The organism is Abditibacteriota bacterium (assembly GCA_017552965.1).
In the GTDB taxonomy this organism is placed as follows: Bacteria; Armatimonadota; UBA5829; order UBA5829; family UBA5829; genus RGIG7931.
This window is the reverse complement of record JAFZNQ010000059.1, coordinates 1-20,405: the sequence shown is the minus strand read 5'-3', so window position 1 is coordinate 20,405 and position 20,405 is coordinate 1. Positions and strand designations below refer to the sequence as shown.

The 20,405-nt window shown below is 58.8% G+C and carries 13 protein-coding genes and 1 tRNA gene; 11 read left to right on the top strand and 3 right to left on the bottom strand.

What is annotated here, in order from left to right:
- Nucleotides 1-563 precede the first annotated feature (563 nt).
- Together IK083_05710 and IK083_05705 are read left to right on the top strand one after the other, a co-directional pair.
- The gene (locus tag IK083_05710) at nt 564-2,297 is read left to right on the top strand and encodes an S-layer homology domain-containing protein (protein MBR4749048.1); all 1,734 of its coding nucleotides are present in this window, start codon (nt 564-566) and stop codon (nt 2,295-2,297) included.
- 79 nt (nt 2,298-2,376) lie between these two features.
- The gene (locus tag IK083_05705; GenBank protein ID MBR4749047.1) at nt 2,377-3,669 is read left to right on the top strand and encodes a CCA tRNA nucleotidyltransferase; all 1,293 of its coding nucleotides are present in this window, start codon (nt 2,377-2,379) and stop codon (nt 3,667-3,669) included.
- A 26-nt stretch (nt 3,670-3,695) separates the two neighbouring features.
- Here the strand turns inward: IK083_05705 and IK083_05700 are convergent, their stop codons facing one another.
- From IK083_05700 to IK083_05690, 3 genes are all read right to left on the bottom strand, one after another.
- Nucleotides 3,696-5,498: a hypothetical protein gene (locus IK083_05700; protein MBR4749046.1), complete on the bottom strand. Its 1,803-nt coding sequence runs from the start codon at nt 5,496-5,498 to the stop codon at nt 3,696-3,698.
- Between the two features lie 617 nt (nt 5,499-6,115).
- Nucleotides 6,116-7,309 carry a metallophosphoesterase family protein gene (locus tag IK083_05695; GenBank protein MBR4749045.1) on the bottom strand — a complete coding sequence of 398 codons (1,194 nt, stop codon included), beginning with the start codon at nt 7,307-7,309 and terminating at the stop codon, nt 6,116-6,118.
- 108 nt (nt 7,310-7,417) lie between these two features.
- Nucleotides 7,418-8,122, bottom strand: a complete 705-nt coding sequence (locus tag IK083_05690) for a S24 family peptidase (protein ID MBR4749044.1) — start codon at nt 8,120-8,122, stop codon at nt 7,418-7,420.
- Between the two features lie 211 nt (nt 8,123-8,333).
- Here IK083_05690 and IK083_05685 point away from each other — a divergent pair, with 211 nt between their 5' ends.
- From IK083_05685 to IK083_05645, 9 genes are all read left to right on the top strand, one after another.
- Complete coding sequence (locus IK083_05685) at nt 8,334-9,566, top strand: aspartate kinase (protein MBR4749043.1); 1,233 nt, start codon at nt 8,334-8,336, stop codon at nt 9,564-9,566.
- A 164-nt stretch (nt 9,567-9,730) separates the two neighbouring features.
- Nucleotides 9,731-10,813 carry a 3-phosphoserine/phosphohydroxythreonine transaminase gene (gene serC, locus IK083_05680; protein ID MBR4749042.1) on the top strand — a complete coding sequence of 361 codons (1,083 nt, stop codon included), beginning with the start codon at nt 9,731-9,733 and terminating at the stop codon, nt 10,811-10,813.
- A gap of 81 nt (nt 10,814-10,894) precedes the next feature.
- A complete protein-coding gene (locus IK083_05675; protein ID MBR4749041.1) occupies nt 10,895-13,252 on the top strand; it encodes a hypothetical protein in 2,358 nt (785 codons plus the stop codon).
- Nucleotides 13,253-13,383: 131 nt separating this feature from the next.
- Complete coding sequence (mtaB, locus tag IK083_05670; GenBank protein MBR4749040.1) at nt 13,384-14,595, top strand: tRNA (N(6)-L-threonylcarbamoyladenosine(37)-C(2))-methylthiotransferase MtaB; 1,212 nt, start codon at nt 13,384-13,386, stop codon at nt 14,593-14,595.
- The gene (locus IK083_05665) at nt 14,589-15,713 is read left to right on the top strand and encodes a D-alanyl-D-alanine carboxypeptidase (protein ID MBR4749039.1); all 1,125 of its coding nucleotides are present in this window, start codon (nt 14,589-14,591) and stop codon (nt 15,711-15,713) included. The genes mtaB and IK083_05665 overlap by 7 nt, the downstream gene beginning before the upstream one ends.
- Nucleotides 15,714-15,781: 68 nt before the next feature.
- Nucleotides 15,782-15,856: transfer RNA gene (locus tag IK083_05660), tRNA-Ile, on the top strand.
- Nucleotides 15,857-15,993: 137 nt separating this feature from the next.
- Complete coding sequence (locus tag IK083_05655) at nt 15,994-17,070, top strand: substrate-binding domain-containing protein (GenBank protein ID MBR4749038.1); 1,077 nt, start codon at nt 15,994-15,996, stop codon at nt 17,068-17,070.
- Complete coding sequence (locus tag IK083_05650; GenBank protein MBR4749037.1) at nt 17,070-18,584, top strand: sugar ABC transporter ATP-binding protein; 1,515 nt, start codon at nt 17,070-17,072, stop codon at nt 18,582-18,584. The genes IK083_05655 and IK083_05650 overlap by 1 nt, the downstream gene beginning before the upstream one ends.
- Before the next feature lie 14 nt (nt 18,585-18,598).
- On the top strand, nt 18,599-19,732 hold the full coding sequence (locus IK083_05645) for an ATPase (protein MBR4749036.1): 1,134 nt from the start codon (nt 18,599-18,601) through the stop codon (nt 19,730-19,732).
- Nucleotides 19,733-20,405: the final 673 nt, after the last annotated feature.

Below are 20,405 nucleotides of genomic sequence, written 5' to 3'. Positions count from 1 at the left end.
GGGACAGAGATGATCTCCTCTCAGCCGCGTGGACCCCCAACGGACAAAGGTCGGGATCGTCCGTGTCCCGCTTATACGGCCCCCCCAACGGCCAAAGGCCGTCGGTGCCCCCGCAAACCACCCCAAAAAATCTGCGATTTTTCGGGGACCCCGGGATCTCTTACCGCCAAGCCTGACGGCTTGTCGCCGAGATGACGCGGGATCGTGGCGCAGCCGCCGAGATGACGCGGGTTGTGGCGCGGGCGCCGGGATGACGCGGGATCGGGGCGCAGGCGCCGGGATGACGTCTGATGTTGAAGGGGACAAACGGCGGAGCTCCCGCTCGTCCGCGGCGGCAAAACAAAAATAGTTTGACAAAATCGTTTTTTGGGTATTATAATATAATATGGTATGACCTCAACAGGCGCAGCCCCAAAGGAGGTGACACATTCTTGAGTACGCTGTGAGTGCCTATGGTCAAGCCGCTTTGTTTTATGATCCACAAGGCTGTTTAAGAGAGTATGCAGGCAACATGGATACTGACTTCTCTTGACAACGGCCCCGAAAAACTCAAGAGGATAAAAATGAAAAAGTTATTTATGGTACTGGCCGTAGTATTTGCTTTGGCCGCCCCTATGTTCGCGCAGAGCACATTCGCCGATGTTCCCAGAGACCATTGGGCCTATGACGCTGTCAGCGAGCTGGAATCCCTGGGCCTCGTGATCGGTTACCCCGACGGCGAGTTCAAGGGCAAGAGGACTCTGACCCGCTACGAGTTTGCCATGGTCCTTTCCCGTCTGCTGCCCTTCTTCGGCGTGGACGCTCCCGACGTGACCGGCTTTGTAAAGAAGTCCGATCTCGACAAGTATATGCTGAAGGACGACTATGTCCCCGGCACCGACGCCGACCTGTCCGGTCTGGCCACCGCCGACGCCCTGAACAAGATCAAGGCTCTGGTGGACGAGTTCCAGCCTGAGCTGGCTGCTCTGGGCGTGGACGTCAACGTGCTGAAGGCCGACGTGGCCGCTCTGAAGAGCCGCGTGGCCGCTCTGGAAGACGAGCAGGCCCGCATCAAGATCAACGGTATCGCCAACTTCATGATCGAGTCCGTGATCTCCGGCGACGAAGGCTTCGACTATGACGGTATGCCCCTCATCACCAAGCTGTTCAAGAGACATCAGTCCTTCTACAAGGACATTCAGCTGGACGTCAAGGGCAGAGTGAATGATCACGTCAACGTGTACACCACTCTGGTCATGGGCGACTGGATGGACAGCCTGTTCAACGGCGAAGCTCCTCAGGACACCATGAGCGACATAGTGCCCTACTATATGTATGCCGCTTCCACCGACGAGACCTGGGGCGACATCAGAGTAGGCCGCATGCCTTTCCAGATCAACAAGTTCCTGTTCAAGAGAGCGGGCGACAGCTCCTACTTCGGTATCGACAGACTGGACGCCGGCAATCTGGACGTTGAGGGCTTTGACTACACCAAGAGCTTTGGCTCCTTTGACGCCAGAGTATGGGGTGTCCGCCCTGTCTATGACTGGAACGACTATGCCAACCCCAAGTTTGTTGACCTCTTCACCGGCACTCCCGAAAAGGTGACCGGCTTCGGAGGCGTGCAGCTGGGCTTCAACTTCGGCGACGGCCGCCTGACTGCTCTCTACGGCAAGATGGGCGCCGAGAACAAGATACCCTTCTCTCCCGACAAGGGTGACGTTTACGGCGGTACCCTGTACGTGCCCTTCGGCCAGCTCTACGTGGACGGCGGCTACTTCGTAGCCAAGCCCAACAAGGGCTTCTCCAAGGCTGCCGCATGGGATGCCAAGCTGGGCTTTGACAACGACAAGCTGGCTGCCGGTGTAGGCTACAGAACGGTGGAAACCGGCTACAACGTGTTCACCGCCAACAACCTGACCTGTCTCTTTGACACCAAGGGTGACAACTACAAGGGCTTCTACGGCGACGTCAGCTATCGCTTCACCGACGCTTTCAGAGTGTACGGCAACTATCAGAAGTATGAGGAAGACGACACTGTCCTCGGTTCCGCATTCAGCGACGTCAAGTACTTCAAGGCCGGTATCGAATATGATCTGACCGAACTTGACAACATCTACGCCGAATACGAGAAGGGCAAGCTCACCTCAACTACGCTCATCATCCCCTTTAAGCGCACCATCGACTGCGCCACCCTGGGCTGGAACCGCAAGGTGGGCCCCAACGCCAAGATCAAGGTACTCTATCAGTACTGGAAGGACGCCGCTTTCGTCCAGAAGAGCCACATCGTCGGCGGTCAGCTGACAGTGAACTTCTAAAAGAAGCATCAAGAAAAGAGCCCCCCGCAAGGGGCTCTTTTTCTTGACTCAGACAGCAAAAAAGGCTATAATAATACCTATGAACGACAACGCTATCGCCGCCGCCCGGACCATCGCGTCCCTCGTCGCTGAACGGGGCGGCGCCGCTTATTACGTGGGCGGCTGCGTCCGGGACAGACTGCTGGGGCAGGAGCCCAAGGACACGGACATAGAGCTGCACGGCATAGACAGAGAGACTGCCGGCAGCCTGCTGTCGCGGCTGGGACCGGTAAAAACGGCAGGCAAGGGCTTTGAGATATTCACCCTGCCCGGCATGGCGCTGGATATCAGCCTGCCCATCTCCCCCCGGGGAGGCCCCCGGGCCGCAGCTGCCAGAAGAGACTTCACAGTGAACGCCCTTATGGAGGACGTGCTCACGGGAGAGCTCCTGGACTTTTTCGGGGGACAGGCGGACCTGGACAAGGGGATCATCAGGCATATAGGCTCCTCGCTCACGGAGGACCCTCTCAGGGTGTTCAGGACAGGCCGGTTTGCCGCGCAGCTGAGCTTTGACATAGCCCCGGAAACGGCGGAATACGCCCGGACCGTTGACACGGGCGCCCTTCCCCGGGAAAGGGTCATGGGGGAGCTGTCCCTGGCCCTGAAGACCGGCAGGCCGTCGGTGTTTTTTGAATCGCTGAAGGATACCCGGGCTATGGAGCAATGGTTCGCCCCCGTCCAGGCTCTCTCCGGGGTGCCCCAGAACCCGGCCCATCATAAGGGAGACGTGTGGGAGCACACCATGGCGGTTGTGGACCGGGCGGCCGGCTGCAGGGACAGGACCTCCCGGCCCCTTTATTTTATGACGGCGGCCCTGTGCCACGACCTGGGCAAGGCAGTGACCACCATAGTGGAGCCGGACGGCAGGGTCCACGCCCCGGGCCACGCCAAACAGGGCGCGGAGACGGCCCGGGAGTTTCTCCGGACCCTCACCTCCGAAAAGGAGCTGACCGCCTACGTGTCAAACATGACCCTGCTCCACATGCTGCCCAACAAGCTGGGAGGCGACGGCTCCGACGAGGATATACTCCTCATGCTGGACAAAGCTCTCTGCCCCGAGGACCTGCTGCTGCTGTCCCTTTGCGACGCCCGGACCACCCTCATAGACAGAGATTTTGACGCTGTCCACCTCAGGCTGAGGCAGCTGCTCTCCAGATACAGGGAGCTCACCGCGGTCCCTTACGCAGACGGCAGGGAGCTGATGGACCTGGGCATAGAGCCGGGGCCGGCTCTGGGAGAAGCCCTGCGATATCTCCGCCGGCAGCAGCTGAAGGGGACCCCCCGCCAAAAGGCCATCGCCAAGGCCGTGAAAAAATACAAGGGAACGCCCTGAGCGTTCCCCTGCCTCCATGCTTCCCGTCAGCCGGCCCGGCTCCCGAACCTGTCGTAGATCTGCAGCAGCTCCCCGGCGCCGTTCTGCTCAAAGCAGCGCTTGAGGGCTTCAAACTCGTTCTTTTTGCAGGTGAAATAAAACACCTGCCTGCCCTGGCTGCGGGCTATATCCAGCACCGCCCTGCAGAGGGCCCGGGTCTTTTCATCGTCGCACTCGCCTAAGGCGTTGTCAAATATGAGAGGATTTTTGTTCTCTCCTTCACCATCCTGTATATGCGCCAGCCTGTAGGCCAGTATGGCCTGCGCCCTGGCACCTCCGGACAGGGCCTCAAAAGGCTTGTGGACGCCTTCCAGTCTGAAAAGAAAACGGCCGTCTTTAAGAGCTATCTCAGCAGTGTCGTCTCCGGTGATCCTGCGAAACAGGTCAGACGCCGGCTCCAGCAGCTTTTCGGCCTTTGCCGAGTAATACTCCTGCAGCCTGGACACAAGGAGCCGTTTTACGGCTCCCACGGCTTTTGGTTTTCCTTTATTATCCCTTAATAACGTCAGCTGTTTGTCGATCTCCTCAAGTGTCTTGCTGGTGGAATGAGCCTTAAGATCCCTGATCTTGTTTTCGATCTCAATGCTGGTCCTCTTGTTGATATCCTCGTTTTTTTCTGCTTCCCCCAGCCACTCTGCGTCTTCATCGGACAGCCTGGCATTGTCAAGACTTCCCGGATCGTCACCAGAGCATTTGTCATATTCTTTCCGGCAGTTTTTTTGTTTGTCTTCAAGAGTTTTGCAGTCTCCCAGATAGTCAAGGTGAACCTGCTTTATCTGATCCAATTGCTCCGATGACTCCACGCCGTATTTGTCATAGATGGCATTCAGCTTACTCTCAAGCTCTGCCCTCGCCGATGCTGCCGTGTCAATATCATGCCGCAGCTGTCTGCGCTTATCCCAATTGTTATAGCCTGCCTGAAGAGCTTTAGCGCAGACCTCAAACTCGGCCTCCTCCGGCTTTTTGCCGAAGACGGCAAACCCGTCAAGTATGACGCCCTTCAGGTTTTCTCTGTCCTCCAGCAGCTTGCGGTATTCCTCCAGGGCTTTGTTGTACAACACTGCCGAGAGGACATAAAACTCCTTCATAGCAGATTCTCCCTCAGCTGAGCCGTCTTTGAGCAACAACTCCCGCTTGTTTTCATCCGACTCAATGAGCAGCTCCAGTTTCTCGACATCATCCCGTCTCTTGCGCTCATAATAGGCAGCCAGAGCCTTCGTGTCTTTTGAGAGAGGATAAACGATCAAAAGGACAACTCCAGCAATGATCATAGCAATACCGAGGGGTACAAACCCCAGACAAACGGCGGCGATTCCTGCTATGACCGCGATCAGACCGACGTATGACCACACAGATCTGCCATCTGCAGGCAGGTCGGCCTCTCCGCTCTTTGCGCTGCGCAGATTCTTCAGGAGAGTCCCTTTAACTTTTTTGTCCACTGCCGATTCACGCTCCGCCAGCGTCTTTTGTTCCATAGCGCTAAGCCTTGGGTCGTCTATTGTTTCCATGCCCTCCGCATATTTTCTCAGCGGCTCCGGGATCTGGCCGAGAGCCTCCATTACGCGCTCTTTCGCTTGGTCTATATGCCCGGAAGGCTTATATCCGTTTACGTGAACTTCCAGAGCATCAAGTCGCTCCTTGGGATTGTCGATGGCGTCAAAATCGACATCGTCGCTTACTGCAATAGCTGACAATTCATTTTCGCCACTTTCTATAGCCTTGTTTTTTTCATCTATTGCGCCTGACAGCCTGACAGCCTCGGTCCAATCCTTATCCTGAAATCTGCGCACATGGTCTGAATATCCGTCTGCTTTTTCCCGGGCTTCGTCAGCCTCCTGCTTGGCTTCGTAATAGCGCTCCCAGCAGGCCAGCCTTTTGGACTCCGCCTGCAATCGCTTCATTTTTCCGATCGCTGCGTCCACTTGTCCCTTTTTCTCTTCGAGACGCCGGATAGCGCTTTCCACGTCCTTGTATTCATTCAGCTCGGTCTTTTTACTGTTTATGATCTTGATCTCGTCGTTATTGCGAGTAAGCTTTGAGACTTTGTCGGGAGGTTCCAGAGCCACGTCACCCTGCGCTATGGTCATAAACTGCTTCCGGCAAGCCTCGGAAGTTTCGGCGCCGAACGCGTACAGGTCAAAATGGTATTTTGAGCTGTCACACTCATCCAGCGCCAAGGGCTCTGTATTGGAAAAACGGGTATCGACACCGCCGACGTTAACTATCCCGCTAAAATAATCCAGATAATTGACGGATCGTTCGCCGCCAAAAAACGTGTGGTCAATAATACCCGCGACAGAGCTTTTGCCCCAGCCGTTTTCGGCTCCTATCAGGTTGATCTGTTTTATGTCGCCGATAGTCTGCTTTTCCGAACCGGTCTTTTGAAATTCTATCTCTCGTAAGTTGTTCATTTTTTGCCCTCCTCTATTATCAGTGATTGCAGGAGACCGACGGCAGCCTCGCGGACCAGCTCCCGCTTTTCTTCCGGCGAAAACTCCTTTTCATACTCTTTCAGGACCGCGCCGGTCATTTCGTCGATCAGCTTGTCCGCTTCCATCAGCAGATCTTCCCTGGAGGCAAAGCCTTCAGGCAGATCCCTATCTGTGATCAGGGACCAAAGGACTCCGACAGGCGAATAATCCCCCGGCTCCGGCTTGGGCAGGCACAGGTTTTCCACGCTGCGGACAAGAGTGTTTAATCCATTAAAATGATTTGGTAGTTGGTCCAAAGAGCTACTCCTGCTCACAAACGTCTTCTTGAGGTCATCCGCCCAGCCGGTAAACCTCACGTCCGTCACAAGGTAAAACTCAGACAAGCCTTCCGGCACCGCTTCTTCCGCCTCCTCAAAAGCATCAAAAGGCTCGTCCTTGATATCCACGTCCACAGTCACATAGCATACGTTGGATATGGGGACAAACCTTGTTTTTTCGCCGTTTTCCGTCATCCAGGCTCCGTGCCATTTCTCCGAGCCGCCTCCGTCATAGGCGTCCAGGGCCTGGGGCGAACCGCAGTTAATAAATCCCCTTTCAGCCTCTTCCGGATAGTGATTGTGGCCGCACACGGTGAAATAGGAGCGGGTTGCCAGCTCTCTGCGCTCGTCATCGGTCAGTCCGCCGTATTTGCCGGCGGCGCTTCTGTGGTCGCCGTGAAACAACACGATGGCGGAAGAGTCGCACTCCTTCAGCAGTCTTTGCTTCACACCCTCGGGATCGACTGAGTTGTAGGGATATCCCAAAAGAGACAAGCCTTCACCTATATCCATTTTGCCGTTGAGAAAATACACTCTGTCCGGATAGTTTTTCGCCAGCCTGCCGCATATACGCTCGAGTGAATCTTCGTCGTGGTTGCCGGATATCATGGCAATACGGATGTTTGAGCTCATCCTGTCAATAGCCTTTTGCAGCATCAATTGCGCGGCATATTCGTTCTCACCTTTGTCACAAATATCGCCGGCCAGCAGCAGCCAGTCTGCGTTTTCTCTGTTTGCCTTATCCGCCAGCCTCATCAGAGCGCCGGCGGCGGACAGGTCCAGCCCCTTGGGATTTGAGGGGACCGAAGACGATCTGCCCAGATGCAGATCCGATGCACATAAAAATCTCATATACAGCTCCTTTAGAACTCTGTTTTTTCGGGGCGTTGACGCCCATATCTATTATACGAAAAAGCGGCGGAAAAATGGTCGCCCGCCGGGGGACAAAGGGCTCGTCCTCTATCGGACCTGCTCCGCCTTGCCCAGGACCCGGCCCACCGTGCGGAAGTCGTCGCCTTCCCGGGGCTTGATGACGTCATACTTCGGGTTGAGGCTCACCAGCCCCTCCCTGTCATACACCTTGATATAGCCTTCGCCGTTGAGCACGAACACACCTATCTCACCATAGCTCAGAGAAGGGGTCTCCTCCACCGCCACTATGTCGCCTCCGGAAAATCTGGGCTCCATGCTGTCGCCCTTGACGGTGAGACAAAAGTCGGCGCCGCGCAGGGCCGCCCTGTATAATATGTCGATCTGCTCATAGGAGTCCTCCGTCAGCTCGTTGCCGGGACCGGCGGACACGGCCATATCGAAGAGCCTCACGGACAGGGTCTTCGCGGCGTCCCCTGCCCCGGACAGCTTCAGCACGAAGTCCACTATCTCCTTTTCTCTGCGGGAAGCCTTGCGCATGGCTTCCAGGCGGCTTCTGTCCTCGCCGGAGAGAGCGCTTTTCTTCGCCTTCCGCACCACCCCGTTGACCAGCTCGTAGGGGTCCAGCTCCAGAGCCCGGCACAGCTTCATGGTGTTCTGAAAGGAAGACCTGAGCACGCTGCGGGTCAGGCTCTTGTTGATGGTCTGATATTCCAGATGCTCCTTGTCGCAAAAGGCCCGGAGGCTGCCGTGCTTGTCTATGGCCAGCTGTTTGATGATATCTTCAAGCTTCATGTTGTCACCTTTCGTATATGGCATACTTGTTACAGCACTATTATACCACACTTTTGATACAGCAGTCCACTCCATGTGTGTATTTTTTTCCAACGGCCTCCCCCGCGCCGCCGCCCGGAATGCCTGCCGGCCCGGGCCGTCTTCCGATATTGAATATTGACCGGCGGAATGGTATAATAATATACGGAACATCAATAAGAGGTAAAATTCGTTGAGAGTAGTTCAAAAATACGGGGGCAGCTCGGTAGCCACTCCCGAAAAAATGGCAGTAGTTGCCCAAAGGGTAGCCAAGAGAGCCCAGGACGCTCAGGTCATAGTGGTCATCTCCGCCATGGGCGACACCACCGATGACCTGATAGCCATCGCCAAGCAGATCAACCCCAAGCCCGACGCCAGGGAAATGGACAAGCTCATGGCCTCCGGAGAGCAGATATCCAGCGCTCTTCTGACCATGGCCCTGCACAATCTGGGCTGCGACGCCATCTCCTTTACGGGGGCCCAGGCCGGCATCATCACCGAAAACATAGCCACCAAGGCCCGCATCAAGAAGATAGACACCAAGCGGCTCCGCCAGGAGCTGGACAAGGGCAAGGTGGTGGTGGTAGCAGGCTTTCAGGGCATCACCGACAACAACATCTGGGCCGACATCACCACTCTGGGCAGAGGCGGCTCGGACACCACGGCCGTGGCCATAGCGGCGGCCCTCAACACCCCCGAGGACCCCTGCGTGTGCGAGATATTTACCGACGTTGAGGGCGTATATACCTGCGACCCCCGCATCGAGCCCAACGCCAAAAAGCTGGACACCATCTCCTATGAGGAAATGCTGGAGATGGCCACCTACGGCGCCAGAGTCATGCACAACCGGGCCGTGGAGCTGGGCTGGGTATATGACGTGGAAATTCTTGTGGCCCACTCTCAGAAGGAGTGTCCGGGCACTGTAATAAAAAAGGAGACCGATAATATGGAGCTCAGAAACCCTGTCAAGGGCATCGCTCATGATACAGACGTTGCAAAGATCACCCTGGCTGCAGTTCCGGATCAGCCCGGCATAGCGGCCAAACTCTTCAAATCCCTTACCGACGGCAAGATCAGCGTGGACATCATAGTCCAGAACATCGCCGAGAACGGCAAGACCGACATCAGCTTTTCCGTCTCCGAGGACGACTGCGACAAGGCCGCCGAGATCAGCGAGGCCATCAAGCAGGAAATGGGCGCTGCCAGAGTGATAGTCACCAAAAACGTGGCCAAGATATCCATCGTGGGCAGCGGCATGGAGAGCCAGCCCGGCTACGCCTCCACCATGTTCTCGGCCCTGGCCGAAAGAGGCATCAACATACTGGCCATCACCACCAGCGAGATCAGGATCACCTGTCTCATCGAGGAAGACCGGGTCAAGGAAGCCGTGCGCATCCTGCACAAGGCCTTCGAGCTGGACGCGTAATATATTCGCGCGCAACGCAGGCTCCTCCCCGGAGCCTGCTTTTTTGTCCCCGGGGGGCCTGCCGCCGGCCGGCTCCCGGGGGCCGGAAGGCCTCTCCCGTATGGAAAAGCGGGCGGGAATGTGATATAATAAATACGGAAACAAATCATCCCGAGGTTTTACGTATGAACAGAGCACACAATTTTAACGCAGGTCCCGCGGCCCTTCCTCTGGAGGTACTGCAGACGGCTCAGGCCGAGCTTACCGACTTTATGGGAAGCGGCATGTCCGTCATAGAGATGAGCCACCGGGGCAAGGAGTTCGACCAGGTCAACAACGAAGCCAACGCAGCCGTCCGCAGGCTGATGGGCGTATCCGACGATTATGAAGTCCTGTTCCTTCAGGGCGGCGCCAGCCTGCAGTTCTGCATGGTGCCCATGAACCTGTGCCGCGAAGGCAAAAAGGCCGACTATATCGTGACCGGCGCCTGGGCCTCCAAGGCCTTGAAGGAAGCGCAGCTCCTGGGCAAGGCCAACGTCATATGGGACGGCAAGCCCGAGGGCTTTCTGAGGACTCCCAAGGCCTGCGAGATCAAGGTCTCTCCCGATGCCGAATACGTGCATATCTGCTCCAACGAGACCATAGGCGGCATCCGCTTTACCGAATTTCCCGAGACCGGCGACGCGCCCCTCATCGCGGATATGTCCTCCGATATCATGTCCCGTGTCATAGACGTAAATAAATTCGGAATGATATACGCCGGCGCTCAGAAAAACATAGGCCCCTCCGGACTGGCCCTGGTCATTATACGCAAGGACCTCATTGAGAGGGCTCCCGAGAACCTGAGCACCATGCTGAAATACTCCACTCACGCCAAGAACGCCAGCATGTTCAACACCCCCAACACCTGGGGCATATATATCCTGAAGCTGGTGTGCGAGCACGTGGAGAAGCTGGGCGGCGTCGCCGCCATGCAGAAGCTGAACGAAGAAAAGGCCGCCATACTCTACAACGTGCTGGACGGCTCCGACTTCTGGAAGACAGTCATGGACAAGGAGAGCCGCAGCATCATGAACGTGGTCTGGAGACTGGAGACCGAGGAGCTGGAGAAGAAGTTCATCGCCGAAGCCAAGGCGCAGAACATGATAGGCCTCAAGGGCCACCGCTCCGTGGGAGGCATCAGGGCCTCCATCTACAACGCCGTGCCCAAGGCCAGCGTGCAGGCTCTGGCAGACTTCATGAACGAATTCGAAAAGCAAAACGGCTGAGCCCGCCGCACAGAATGACCGCACCCCCATCCCCATGGGGGTGTTTTTTGAAATACCCCTCCGGGGAAAGGACGTCCTCACATGGTACACAAAAACGCAGCCGACGCAGGCGCCGATCAGCGGACGCCGTCGGTCCCTCAGTATTTTTCGTGGATAAACAGCACCAACGAAGGCTCCTGCGAACAGCAGACCCTGGTCAACCTGGCCTTCTTTGAGTGGCTGAAAAAGACCTATGGCATGCAGATCGGGATATACGCCTGGGATGCGGGCAATTTTGACGGAGCGGGCATGGGCTACGGCGACCCGGAGGGCGCCAAGTTCCGCAGGCAGTATCCCCGGGGCTACGCCCCCATAGCGGAAAAGGCGGCCTCCCTGGGTATCCGCATGGGCCTGTGGGGCAGCCCGGACGGCTTTGGGGACACCCCCGAAGCGGAAAAAAAGCGCTACGACTTCATGACGGACCTGTGCCGCCGGTGGCATTTCGCCCTGTTCAAGGTGGACGGCGTATGCGGCGGTCTCCGGCCCGAAAAGGCGCCGGTGTATGCCCGGATGCTCAGGGAATGCCGGAAATACAGCCCCGACCTCATAGTGCTGAACCACCGTCTGGACCTCTATGAGGCCGAGAAATACGTGACCACCTTCCTCTGGCAGGGCGCCGAGACCTACGTGGACGTGTTCAGCGGCAACGAACGCACCTGCATGCACCACCGGGGCTTCATCTTTGACCGGGGCCTGCCCATCGACGACAGCGAGCCCCCGCAGCTGGAACGCCTGGCCGAAGACCACGGCGTGTGCATCTCTTCCTCGGTGGCCTATTTTGAGGACGACCTCATCTATCAGGCCTTTGGCAGATGCATGATACTGGCTCCCGAGATCTACGGGAACCCCTGGTTCATGAGAGACGACGAATATCCCCGGCTGGCCCGGGTGTTCAACCTCCACAGGCGCTATGCGCCCATCCTGGTGGACGGGATGATACTGCCGGCCTCCTGCGGCCCCAACGCCGTCTCCAGAGGCTCGGCCACTCACAGATTCGTCACCACCGGCAACAACACCTGGAGCCTGCAGGAGATCGGGCTGGGGCTGGACGGCCGGACCGGCATCGCCCCCACGGATGCGGAACTGGTGCTGGTGCAGCGCCACCCCACCGAAAAGCTCATAGGCCGCTATGCCTGGGGCGACACTGCCCGGGTCACCCTCATGCCCCACAGAGCCCACCTGTTTGAGATATCCGCAGCCGCCGAGGCAGACCCCTTTTTGGACAATTGCGAATACGAGACCCTGCGGGAGGACGAACGGGGCCTTCCCCTGGAGGTCCGCGTTGTCTGTACCCCCGGCGGCTCTGTCCGGGTGTGGGACAAGGGCCTGGCCGAGCCCTATATGACCGCCGGCCCCGCGGACAGGCGCGAATTCGCGCCGGTGATGCTGGGCACCTCCCGGCCTGCCCCCGGGGAGCTGCGGCGCCGGGAGCAGCTCTACGAAGCGGCTCAGTTCGGCATAGACAACGACTCTCTGGAAAGCCGGGAGCTGCGCAGGTCCGGCCCCACCTCCGTGCCCCAGGTCCGGGCCGCCCGGGAAGCCTTTTTTGCCCAGGCGACCTACAGAGCCAGAGGCTGCGAGGGCGCATGGGCCTTTGACGGCCGGCCGGACACCTTTTTTGACGCCCAGTCCCAGACCCTCTGCGGCGGCCTCCGCATCCGGGGCGGCTGCCTGCGGGTGGACCTGGGGGGCGTGATGGACGCGGACGCCCTGGAGATAGTCTGTTTTGAGACCGCCTCCCCCACTGCCGAGGTGGCGGAGCAGATCTACACGCCCGTCGGCTCCTCCTCCGCGGACCTTTTGCGCTGGACCGACACGGGCGCCGTGGAAAAGACGGTCCTGCGCCGGAGCTTTTCCGCCCCAGTGGTGCGGTTTTCCATCCATGACATCTATCAGGCGGAGGGCAGGCTGGTCAGCGCCCGCTACCCGCTGGGGGACAGCCGGCTGCGCTACTTCCGTCTGCCCTGCCCCATGGACAGGATCTACGCCATCAGAGTCCTGAAGGACGGCCGGGAAGCAGCCCCTCTCCGCCCCCGGGTCAACAACCTGCAGGCCCCCTTTGAGCCGGACACTGTGGGCGCATGTCTCTCGTGCGCCGTCACCCTGCCCGAGGTGAAGGACGGAGACTATATCTCCGCGGCCATAGAAGGGGAGCACGGCGCCGAAGACGCCTGGTGCGTGGCGGAGCTGGAGGGCAGGCTGCTCTCCTTCCCGGACCGGGCCCCCGCCTATCGCTCCAACGTGTGGGAACACATAGTCATGACCCGGGACAGGAACTACACCTGCTATCTGCCCCTCTCCCGGGATATGTCGGGCAAAGAGCTCAGGGTATACACCCTGCTGCGGGACCCGGAGCGCCGGGACGTGCGCTGCGACCTGTATCTCTGCCCCCGGCACTGACCGGCAGGCTCCTTTGCCTTTTTGGGACCTGCATGCTATAATAAAATATAGTATAAGGGGCCCCGTGGGACCGGCCTCCCCGCGCAGGGGGACGGGACCCGGCCGACTGCACTTTATCGGAATACACACACATGAAAATATGGTATCACACTCTGGGCTGCAAGGTCAATCAATACGAGACCGAAAAGATACGGACCGCGCTGGAAAGCGTGGGCTATCTGACCGCCCGCGAAGATGAGGCCTTTGATATCTGCATCATCAACACCTGCGCCGTCACAGGCGACGCCGTCAGCAAGACCCGGGCAGCCATCCGCAAGGCAAGAGGGCTGCAGCCCGGGGCCTTCGTGGTCATCACCGGCTGCTCCGCCGGCCTGTGCAAGGGTCTGCCCTACGACCTGGCAGTGTCCATGGAGGACAAGGAACACATCCCCGCCCTCATCATGGAGCGCTTTCCCATAGTCCCCAGGTCCTGCGTCCCGGAGCTGCGGGAGAGGACCCGGGCGGTGGTGAAGGTGCAGGAGGGCTGCGACCAGTTTTGCTCCTACTGCATCATCCCCTATCTGCGCAACCGCTTTGTCTGCCCCGGGCCGGCAGAGGTGACGGAAGAGGTCTGCCGGCTGGCGGAGCAGGGCTTCAGAGAGATAGTGCTCACGGGCATCAGGCTGGGCTCCTACCGGTCCCCCGAGGGCGGCCTGGACGCCCTTATAGCCAAGCTGCTCGCGGACACCCCCATACAGAGGATACGCCTCAGCTCCATAGAGGCCTGGGAGATCACTCCGGCCCTGCTGGAGCTCTTTGACGACCCCCGCATGGCCCCCCATCTGCACATACCCCTCCAAAGCGGCAGCGCGGCGGTGCTGAAGGCCATGAACCGGCCCTACACCCCCCGGGAATACGCCGCCCTCACAGACAGGGTGCGGAGCAGAGTGGACAATATAGGCCTCACCACCGACGTGATAGTGGGCTTTCCCGGGGAGACAGAGGAGCTCTTTGACGAAAGCTGCGGCTTTATCAGGTCCATGGGCTTTTCGCGCATGCACATATTCCGCTACTCCCCCCGCCGGGGCACCCGGGCCTATGGCATGCCGGGACAGATAGAACAGCAGACCAAAAAGCGCCGGGCCAGGGCCCTGTCGGTCATAGCCGGAGAGATGAAGCAGGCCTTTGCCGACAAAAATGCGTCCCTGCCCCAGCAGGTCATATTCGAGACCCGGGACAAACAGGGACGCCTGAGAGGCTACACCGGCAATTATCTGGAGATATCCACCCTCAGAGACTGCCCCGTCAACGAATGCATCACCCTGGTGCCCACCGGAGCCGAAAACGGAGAGCTGATATGGTGAGCAGGCTGCGCTCAGCGCTGATCCTGACCCTGGCTCTCGTCTGCCTGTGGGGAGACGCCGCCCGGGGAGACACTCCCGCCCGGGCCAGCCTGTTCCGGCTGGACACGGGCCAGGTCATCAGCGCCGAGGCTCCCCGCAAGCCTCTGCCCATGGCCAGCACCACCAAGCTGATGACCGCGCTGGTGGCCGCGGACAGGGACTGGGACAGCCTGCAGGTGACCTCCCGGGATATGGCAGGCACGTATCCCTGCATGTCCTTTGTCCCCGGCACAGAGCTGTCCCGCCGGGACGCCCTCTCAGCCATGCTCCTGTGCTCCGCCAACGAGATCGCCCAGGCCATAGGCAACAAATGGGACTACGACGGCTTTGTGGACGAGATGAACGCCCGGGCCCGGAAGCTGGGCATGACCGACACGGAATACCAAAACACCCACGGGCTGGACGCTCCCGGCCACCGCAGCAGCTGCGCGGACCTGATCACCCTGGCCGAGGAGGTGCTGCGAAACAGGGAGCTCAGGGAGCTCGTGGGCCAAAGCCGGGACGAGATCACCGTGCAGGGCAGCCGTCGGCAGATAGAGAGCACCTTTCGCCCCTTCCTCGAATCGGTGCCCGGAGCCCTGGGCGTCAAGACCGGCACCACTACGGGCGCGGGCTCCTGCTTTGTGGGGGCGGCCCGCCTCGGGGACCACGTCCTGTACTGCGCCATCCTCCACTCGAACAAGGGCAAGGCCTACCGTCTGGCGGCGGCGGAGATGAACCGCATACTGACAGACTATCGCCTGCAGAGAGCCGTGAAAAAGGGAGAGGTCTTCCGGTCGGGCAAGGACTTTGACGGCATAGCCTTTGCCTCCCGCAACAACACGGACGTGCTGCTGACCGGGGGCGAAAAATACACCGTGACCCTGGGCTACGACCCCAAATACCCGGTGCGCCGGGGAGACAGGGCCGCCTGGGTCAGAGTCACCGCTCCCGGCTACGACAGGCGCATCCCCCTCTATGCCGAAGAAAACCGGCTGCGCCCCCGCAGGGAGATAGCCTTTTCCGCACTGATCTCCCTCCTGTGCCTCGCCATGACGGGCCGCTATTTTGCAGACAGGGCCGCCCGCGGCCGGCAGTAGGCAGGGCAAATCTTTTTTGCGGCGCGTATTGCTTTTTCGGGCGGCTTGTGATATACTAAGTATTGTACGGCCCCATAGCTCAATGGCAGAGCAAGCGGCTCATAACCGCTGGGTTCTTGGTTCGAATCCGAGTGGGGCCACCACAGATGCTTTCGCAATGGCGGGAGCTATTTTTTTGCCCTCCGGGCCCCTCTCTTTGCTGAAAAAGCTTCCGATGTGTGACATATATCCCCCGCGTGTGCTATAATTATATTGATATCATCCTACGAGGAGTACAAAAATGAAGGTAGTAGTTCCGCTCACCGTAATTTCACTTATTCTCAGCGTCATCATAGGCCTCAGCTTTGCCAAGGGCGCCGGCGTAGTCTCCGGCACCGCCCAGAATCCGGCTCCCATCATCAGCAACCAGCCGCTGCAGGAGCACCATTATACCATCGGCGTCTCCCTTGACACCCTGAAGGAGCAGCGCTGGCAGATAGACAAGGCAGCCATGGAAGAGCGCGCCAAGGAGCTGGGCATCGATCTGGTCATCCAGACGGCCAACAGCGACGACACCAGGCAGGTCCAGGACGTGCAGGGCCTCATCACCCGCGACGTGGACCTCATCATCATAGTTCCCCACAACGGCACTGCCATGACCAAAGCCGTCAACGAGGCAAAAGCTGCCGGCATCCCCGTGATAGCCTACGACCGCCTCATACAGGACTGCGATCTGGATCTGTATATCACCTTTGACAACTTCAAGGTGGGCGAGGTCCAGGCTCAGTATCTGGTGGACAAGATCGGCGGCAAGGGCAACATCATCCGCATTTACGGCTCCCCCGTGGACAACAACGCCAAGACCTTCAAGGAAGGTCAGGACTCCGTGCTGAAGCCCTACATCGAAAGCGGCGACATCAAGGTAGTCCACGAAGACTGGGCCACCAACTGGGATCCCGCCCAGGCCACCAAGATCACCAACGCAGCCATCACCAAGGTGCGTGACGGCTTTGACGGCATACTGGCCTCCAACGACGGCACTGCCCAGGGCGCCATCCAGGCTCTGAAGGCAGAGGGCTACGCCGGCAAGAAGATAGTCACCGGACAGGACGCCGAGCTGGTAGCCCTGCAGCGCATACTGGGCGGCACCCAGTCCATGACCATATACAAGCCCCTCAAAAAGCTGGCCTCCGCAGCCATCGACTGCGCAGTGGACATACTCAACGGCAAAGAGATCAAGGCTGACGACAAGGTCAACAACGGCAAGAAAGACGTGCCCGCCAAATACAGCGACGTCATAGCCGTGGACAAGGACAACATAGACATGGTCATAGACGAAGGCATGTTCACCAGAGAACAGGTTTACGGTAAGGAATAATGTCAGCTCCGGATAAGATCCTTGAGATACGGGATCTCACCAAGATCTTCGGGGAGGTCACCGTACTGGACAAGGTAAACTTTGATCTGAAGGAAGGAGAGATCCACGGCCTGTGCGGCGAAAACGGCGCAGGCAAATCCACACTGCTGAAATGCATTTCCGGCGTGTATCCCTCCTATGAGGGTCAGATACTGCTCCGCGGCGTCCCCTGCTCCTTTGCCGACATATCGGAGAGCAGAAAAGCGGGGCTGGCCGTCATCTATCAGGAGCTGTCGCTGGTCAACGAGCTGAGCATAGCGGAAAACATATTCCTGGGCGAAGAGCCGGTGCAGTCCGGACTGATCAACTCGGACGTCATGTACCGGGAGACCGCCGACCTGCTGGGCCGCTTCAATCTGGACCTGAAGGCCGAAGCCCTGGTAGGGGATCTGGGAGTAGGCAAGCAGCAGCTGGTGGAGATAGCCAAGGCTCTCTCGAAGAACTCCCGCATACTGCTGCTGGACGAGCCCTCCGCCGCCCTTACCGAAGCCGAGGTCAAGGTGCTCATGGAGATCCTGCGGGGGCTCCGGGAGCAAAAGGTGAGCTGCGTGTATATCTCCCACAAGCTGGACGAGATATTTGAGATATGCGACAGAGTCACGGTGCTCCGGGACGGCAAGACCATCAAGACCATGGACATCGGCGACACCAACACGAGCGAGATCATCAGCCTGATGGTGGGCCGGGAGATCACCGACATCTTCCCGGGGCGCTCGTCGCAGATAGGCGAGACCGTCCTCTCGGTGGAAGGCCTCTCCGTGGAGGACGAACAGAGCGGCAAGCAGATCCTCAGGGACATCAGCTTTGACCTGAAAAAGGGCGAGGTCCTGGGTCTGGGCGGCCTCATGGGCGCCGGCAGGACCGAGCTGGTGATGCACCTCTTCGGCGCCTTCGGACACAGGACCGCCGGCCGGGTGAAGATACACGGCAAGGAGGTCCGCATCCAAACCCCCGGAGACGCCATCAGGGAAGGCATGGTGCTCCTCACCGAGGACCGCAAACGCTACGGGCTCGTGCTGGACAACACCATCGGCTTCAATATGTCCCTCTCCAGCCTGGACAGGTTTTCCGACAAGGGCTTTGTCAACGAGGACCTGGAGATAGTGGAGGAAAAGAAGCATTTTGACGAGCTGAACGTGAAGGCAAAGGGCATCGAACAATACGTGGGCGAGCTCTCCGGCGGCAATCAGCAAAAGATAGTGCTGGGCAAGGCCCTCATGGCTGACTTTGACATCATCATATTCGACGAGCCCACCCGCGGCATCGACGTGGGAGCCAAGCACGAGATATACGAGATCATGAACGCGCTCACGGCGCAGGGCAAGGCCGTGCTCATGATATCCGGCGAGCTGCCGGAGCTGATGGGCATGAGCGACCGCATCATAGTATTGTCCGAGGGCGAGATCGGGGGCGTCTTTGGTAAAGACGCCACCCAGGAAGAGCTGATGACCGCAGCCATCAAGTTCAGCAAATAAAGAGGTTTTTTATCATGACAAAACAACTGAAATTCAGAGACTTTTCCATGTTGATAGCCCTCATACTCATATGGGCGTTCTTCAGCGTCAGGAACTCTCTCTTTTTGGGCCCCCGCAACCTGTCCATGCTGGCCATCGAGGTGTCCATTACAGCCACCCTGGCCCTGGGCATGCTGCTGGTGCTGATACCGGGCAAGATCGATCTGTCCGTGGGCAGCGGCGTGGGTCTCATAGGCGGCATCGCGGCGGTGATGGTGTTCCATCATGACGTGCCGGCCATGGTCGCCATGCTGTGCGCCATAGTGGTGGCGCTGATACTGTGGTGGCTGATGGGCCTCCTGATCGTCAAGCAGAACATGCCTCCCTTTATCATCACCCTGGGCGGCATGCTGGTATTCAAGGGCCTCTTTTGGCTGGTGATCAAAAACGCCACCGTGCCCGTGATGAAGGGCAACGTGCCCAACATCTATTCGTTCCTGACCACCTACTTCCTGGCCCCCTGGATCGGCTTTGTGATATTTGCCATAGTGGCGGCGGGCATACTGATAGTCAACATCTCTTCCAGAAAGAGCAAGATCAAATACGGCTTTGAGGTGGATCTGCCCGAGGTCTTCTGGCTGAAAACCATCATCGCCATACAGATAGTGCTGCTGCTCATAGTCACCCTCAACAACTTCAGAGGCATCCCCCTCTGTCTGCTGATACTGGGCGCCGTGGCCCTGATGGTGAGCGTCATCACCAAAAAGACCCGCTTCGGCAGGTATCTCTACGCAGTGGGCGGCAATGAAGAAGCGGCCCGGCTGTCGGGCATCAACGTGGACAAGGTGGTCATAGGAGCCTTTGCCCTGCTGGGCTTCATAGTGGCCCTCACAGGTCTGATGCAGACCGCCTACGCCGGCGCCTCCACCACCACCGTGGGCGACCTGATGGAAATGGACGCCATCGCCGCCTGCGTCATCGGCGGCACCAGCCTCATGGGCGGCCGCGGCACCGTGGTGGGAGTCCTCTTCGGCGCATTGATCATGGCCTCCCTGCTGAACGGCATGACCCTGCTGGCAGTCAGCCCCGAGACCAAATACATCGCCCGCGGCGCAGCCCTGGTGCTGGCCGTGTGGATGGACGTGTATCTCAACAGGAAAAAGAGCTGACGGACAATACGGACAATTATCAAGAGCAGATCTCCCGCGGGAGATCTGCTCTTTTTGCGTCCGGGGGACGGGAAAAGGAAAATGCCATTGGCGCCGGAAACGGGAAAATGCTGCAATTCCCGTCATCCCGGCGGCACAACCCCGCGTCATCCCGGCGACAAGCCGTCAGGCTTGGCGGTAAGAGATCCCGGGGTCCCCGAAAAATCGCAGATTTTTTGGGGGTGGTCTACGGGGGCACCGATGCCGCAGGGATTGGGGGGGCCGTATCGCTGGGGCTATGAGGAGCTTTCATAGAAGGGGCGCACGGCGGAGAAGGAGAATGGATCGTCATCCCGGCGCCACAACCCCGCGTCATCTCGGCGACAAGCCGTCAGGCTTGGCGGTAAGAGATCTACGGGGGGACCGACGGCCCATTCCTTACTCTGCCAACGGCAGAGAGGGCCGTTGGGGGGGGCCGTATCGCGGGGGAGAGGAGTTCTCGGGAGAGCTCAAGTGCCTTTCCGACACTGAACCAGCTTTCTTTACCTCGTACCGTTTCTCGGCTCGTTCGGGCAAGGGGGGCGTCCCCCCTTCGCATACCCCCCTTTTTTTCGTGGGTATTGCATACTTTGCCCCAGCGAAACTTTTTTCGCCGGGGACCCCGTACACACCCGCCCGGGTTGAACAGCTCGTC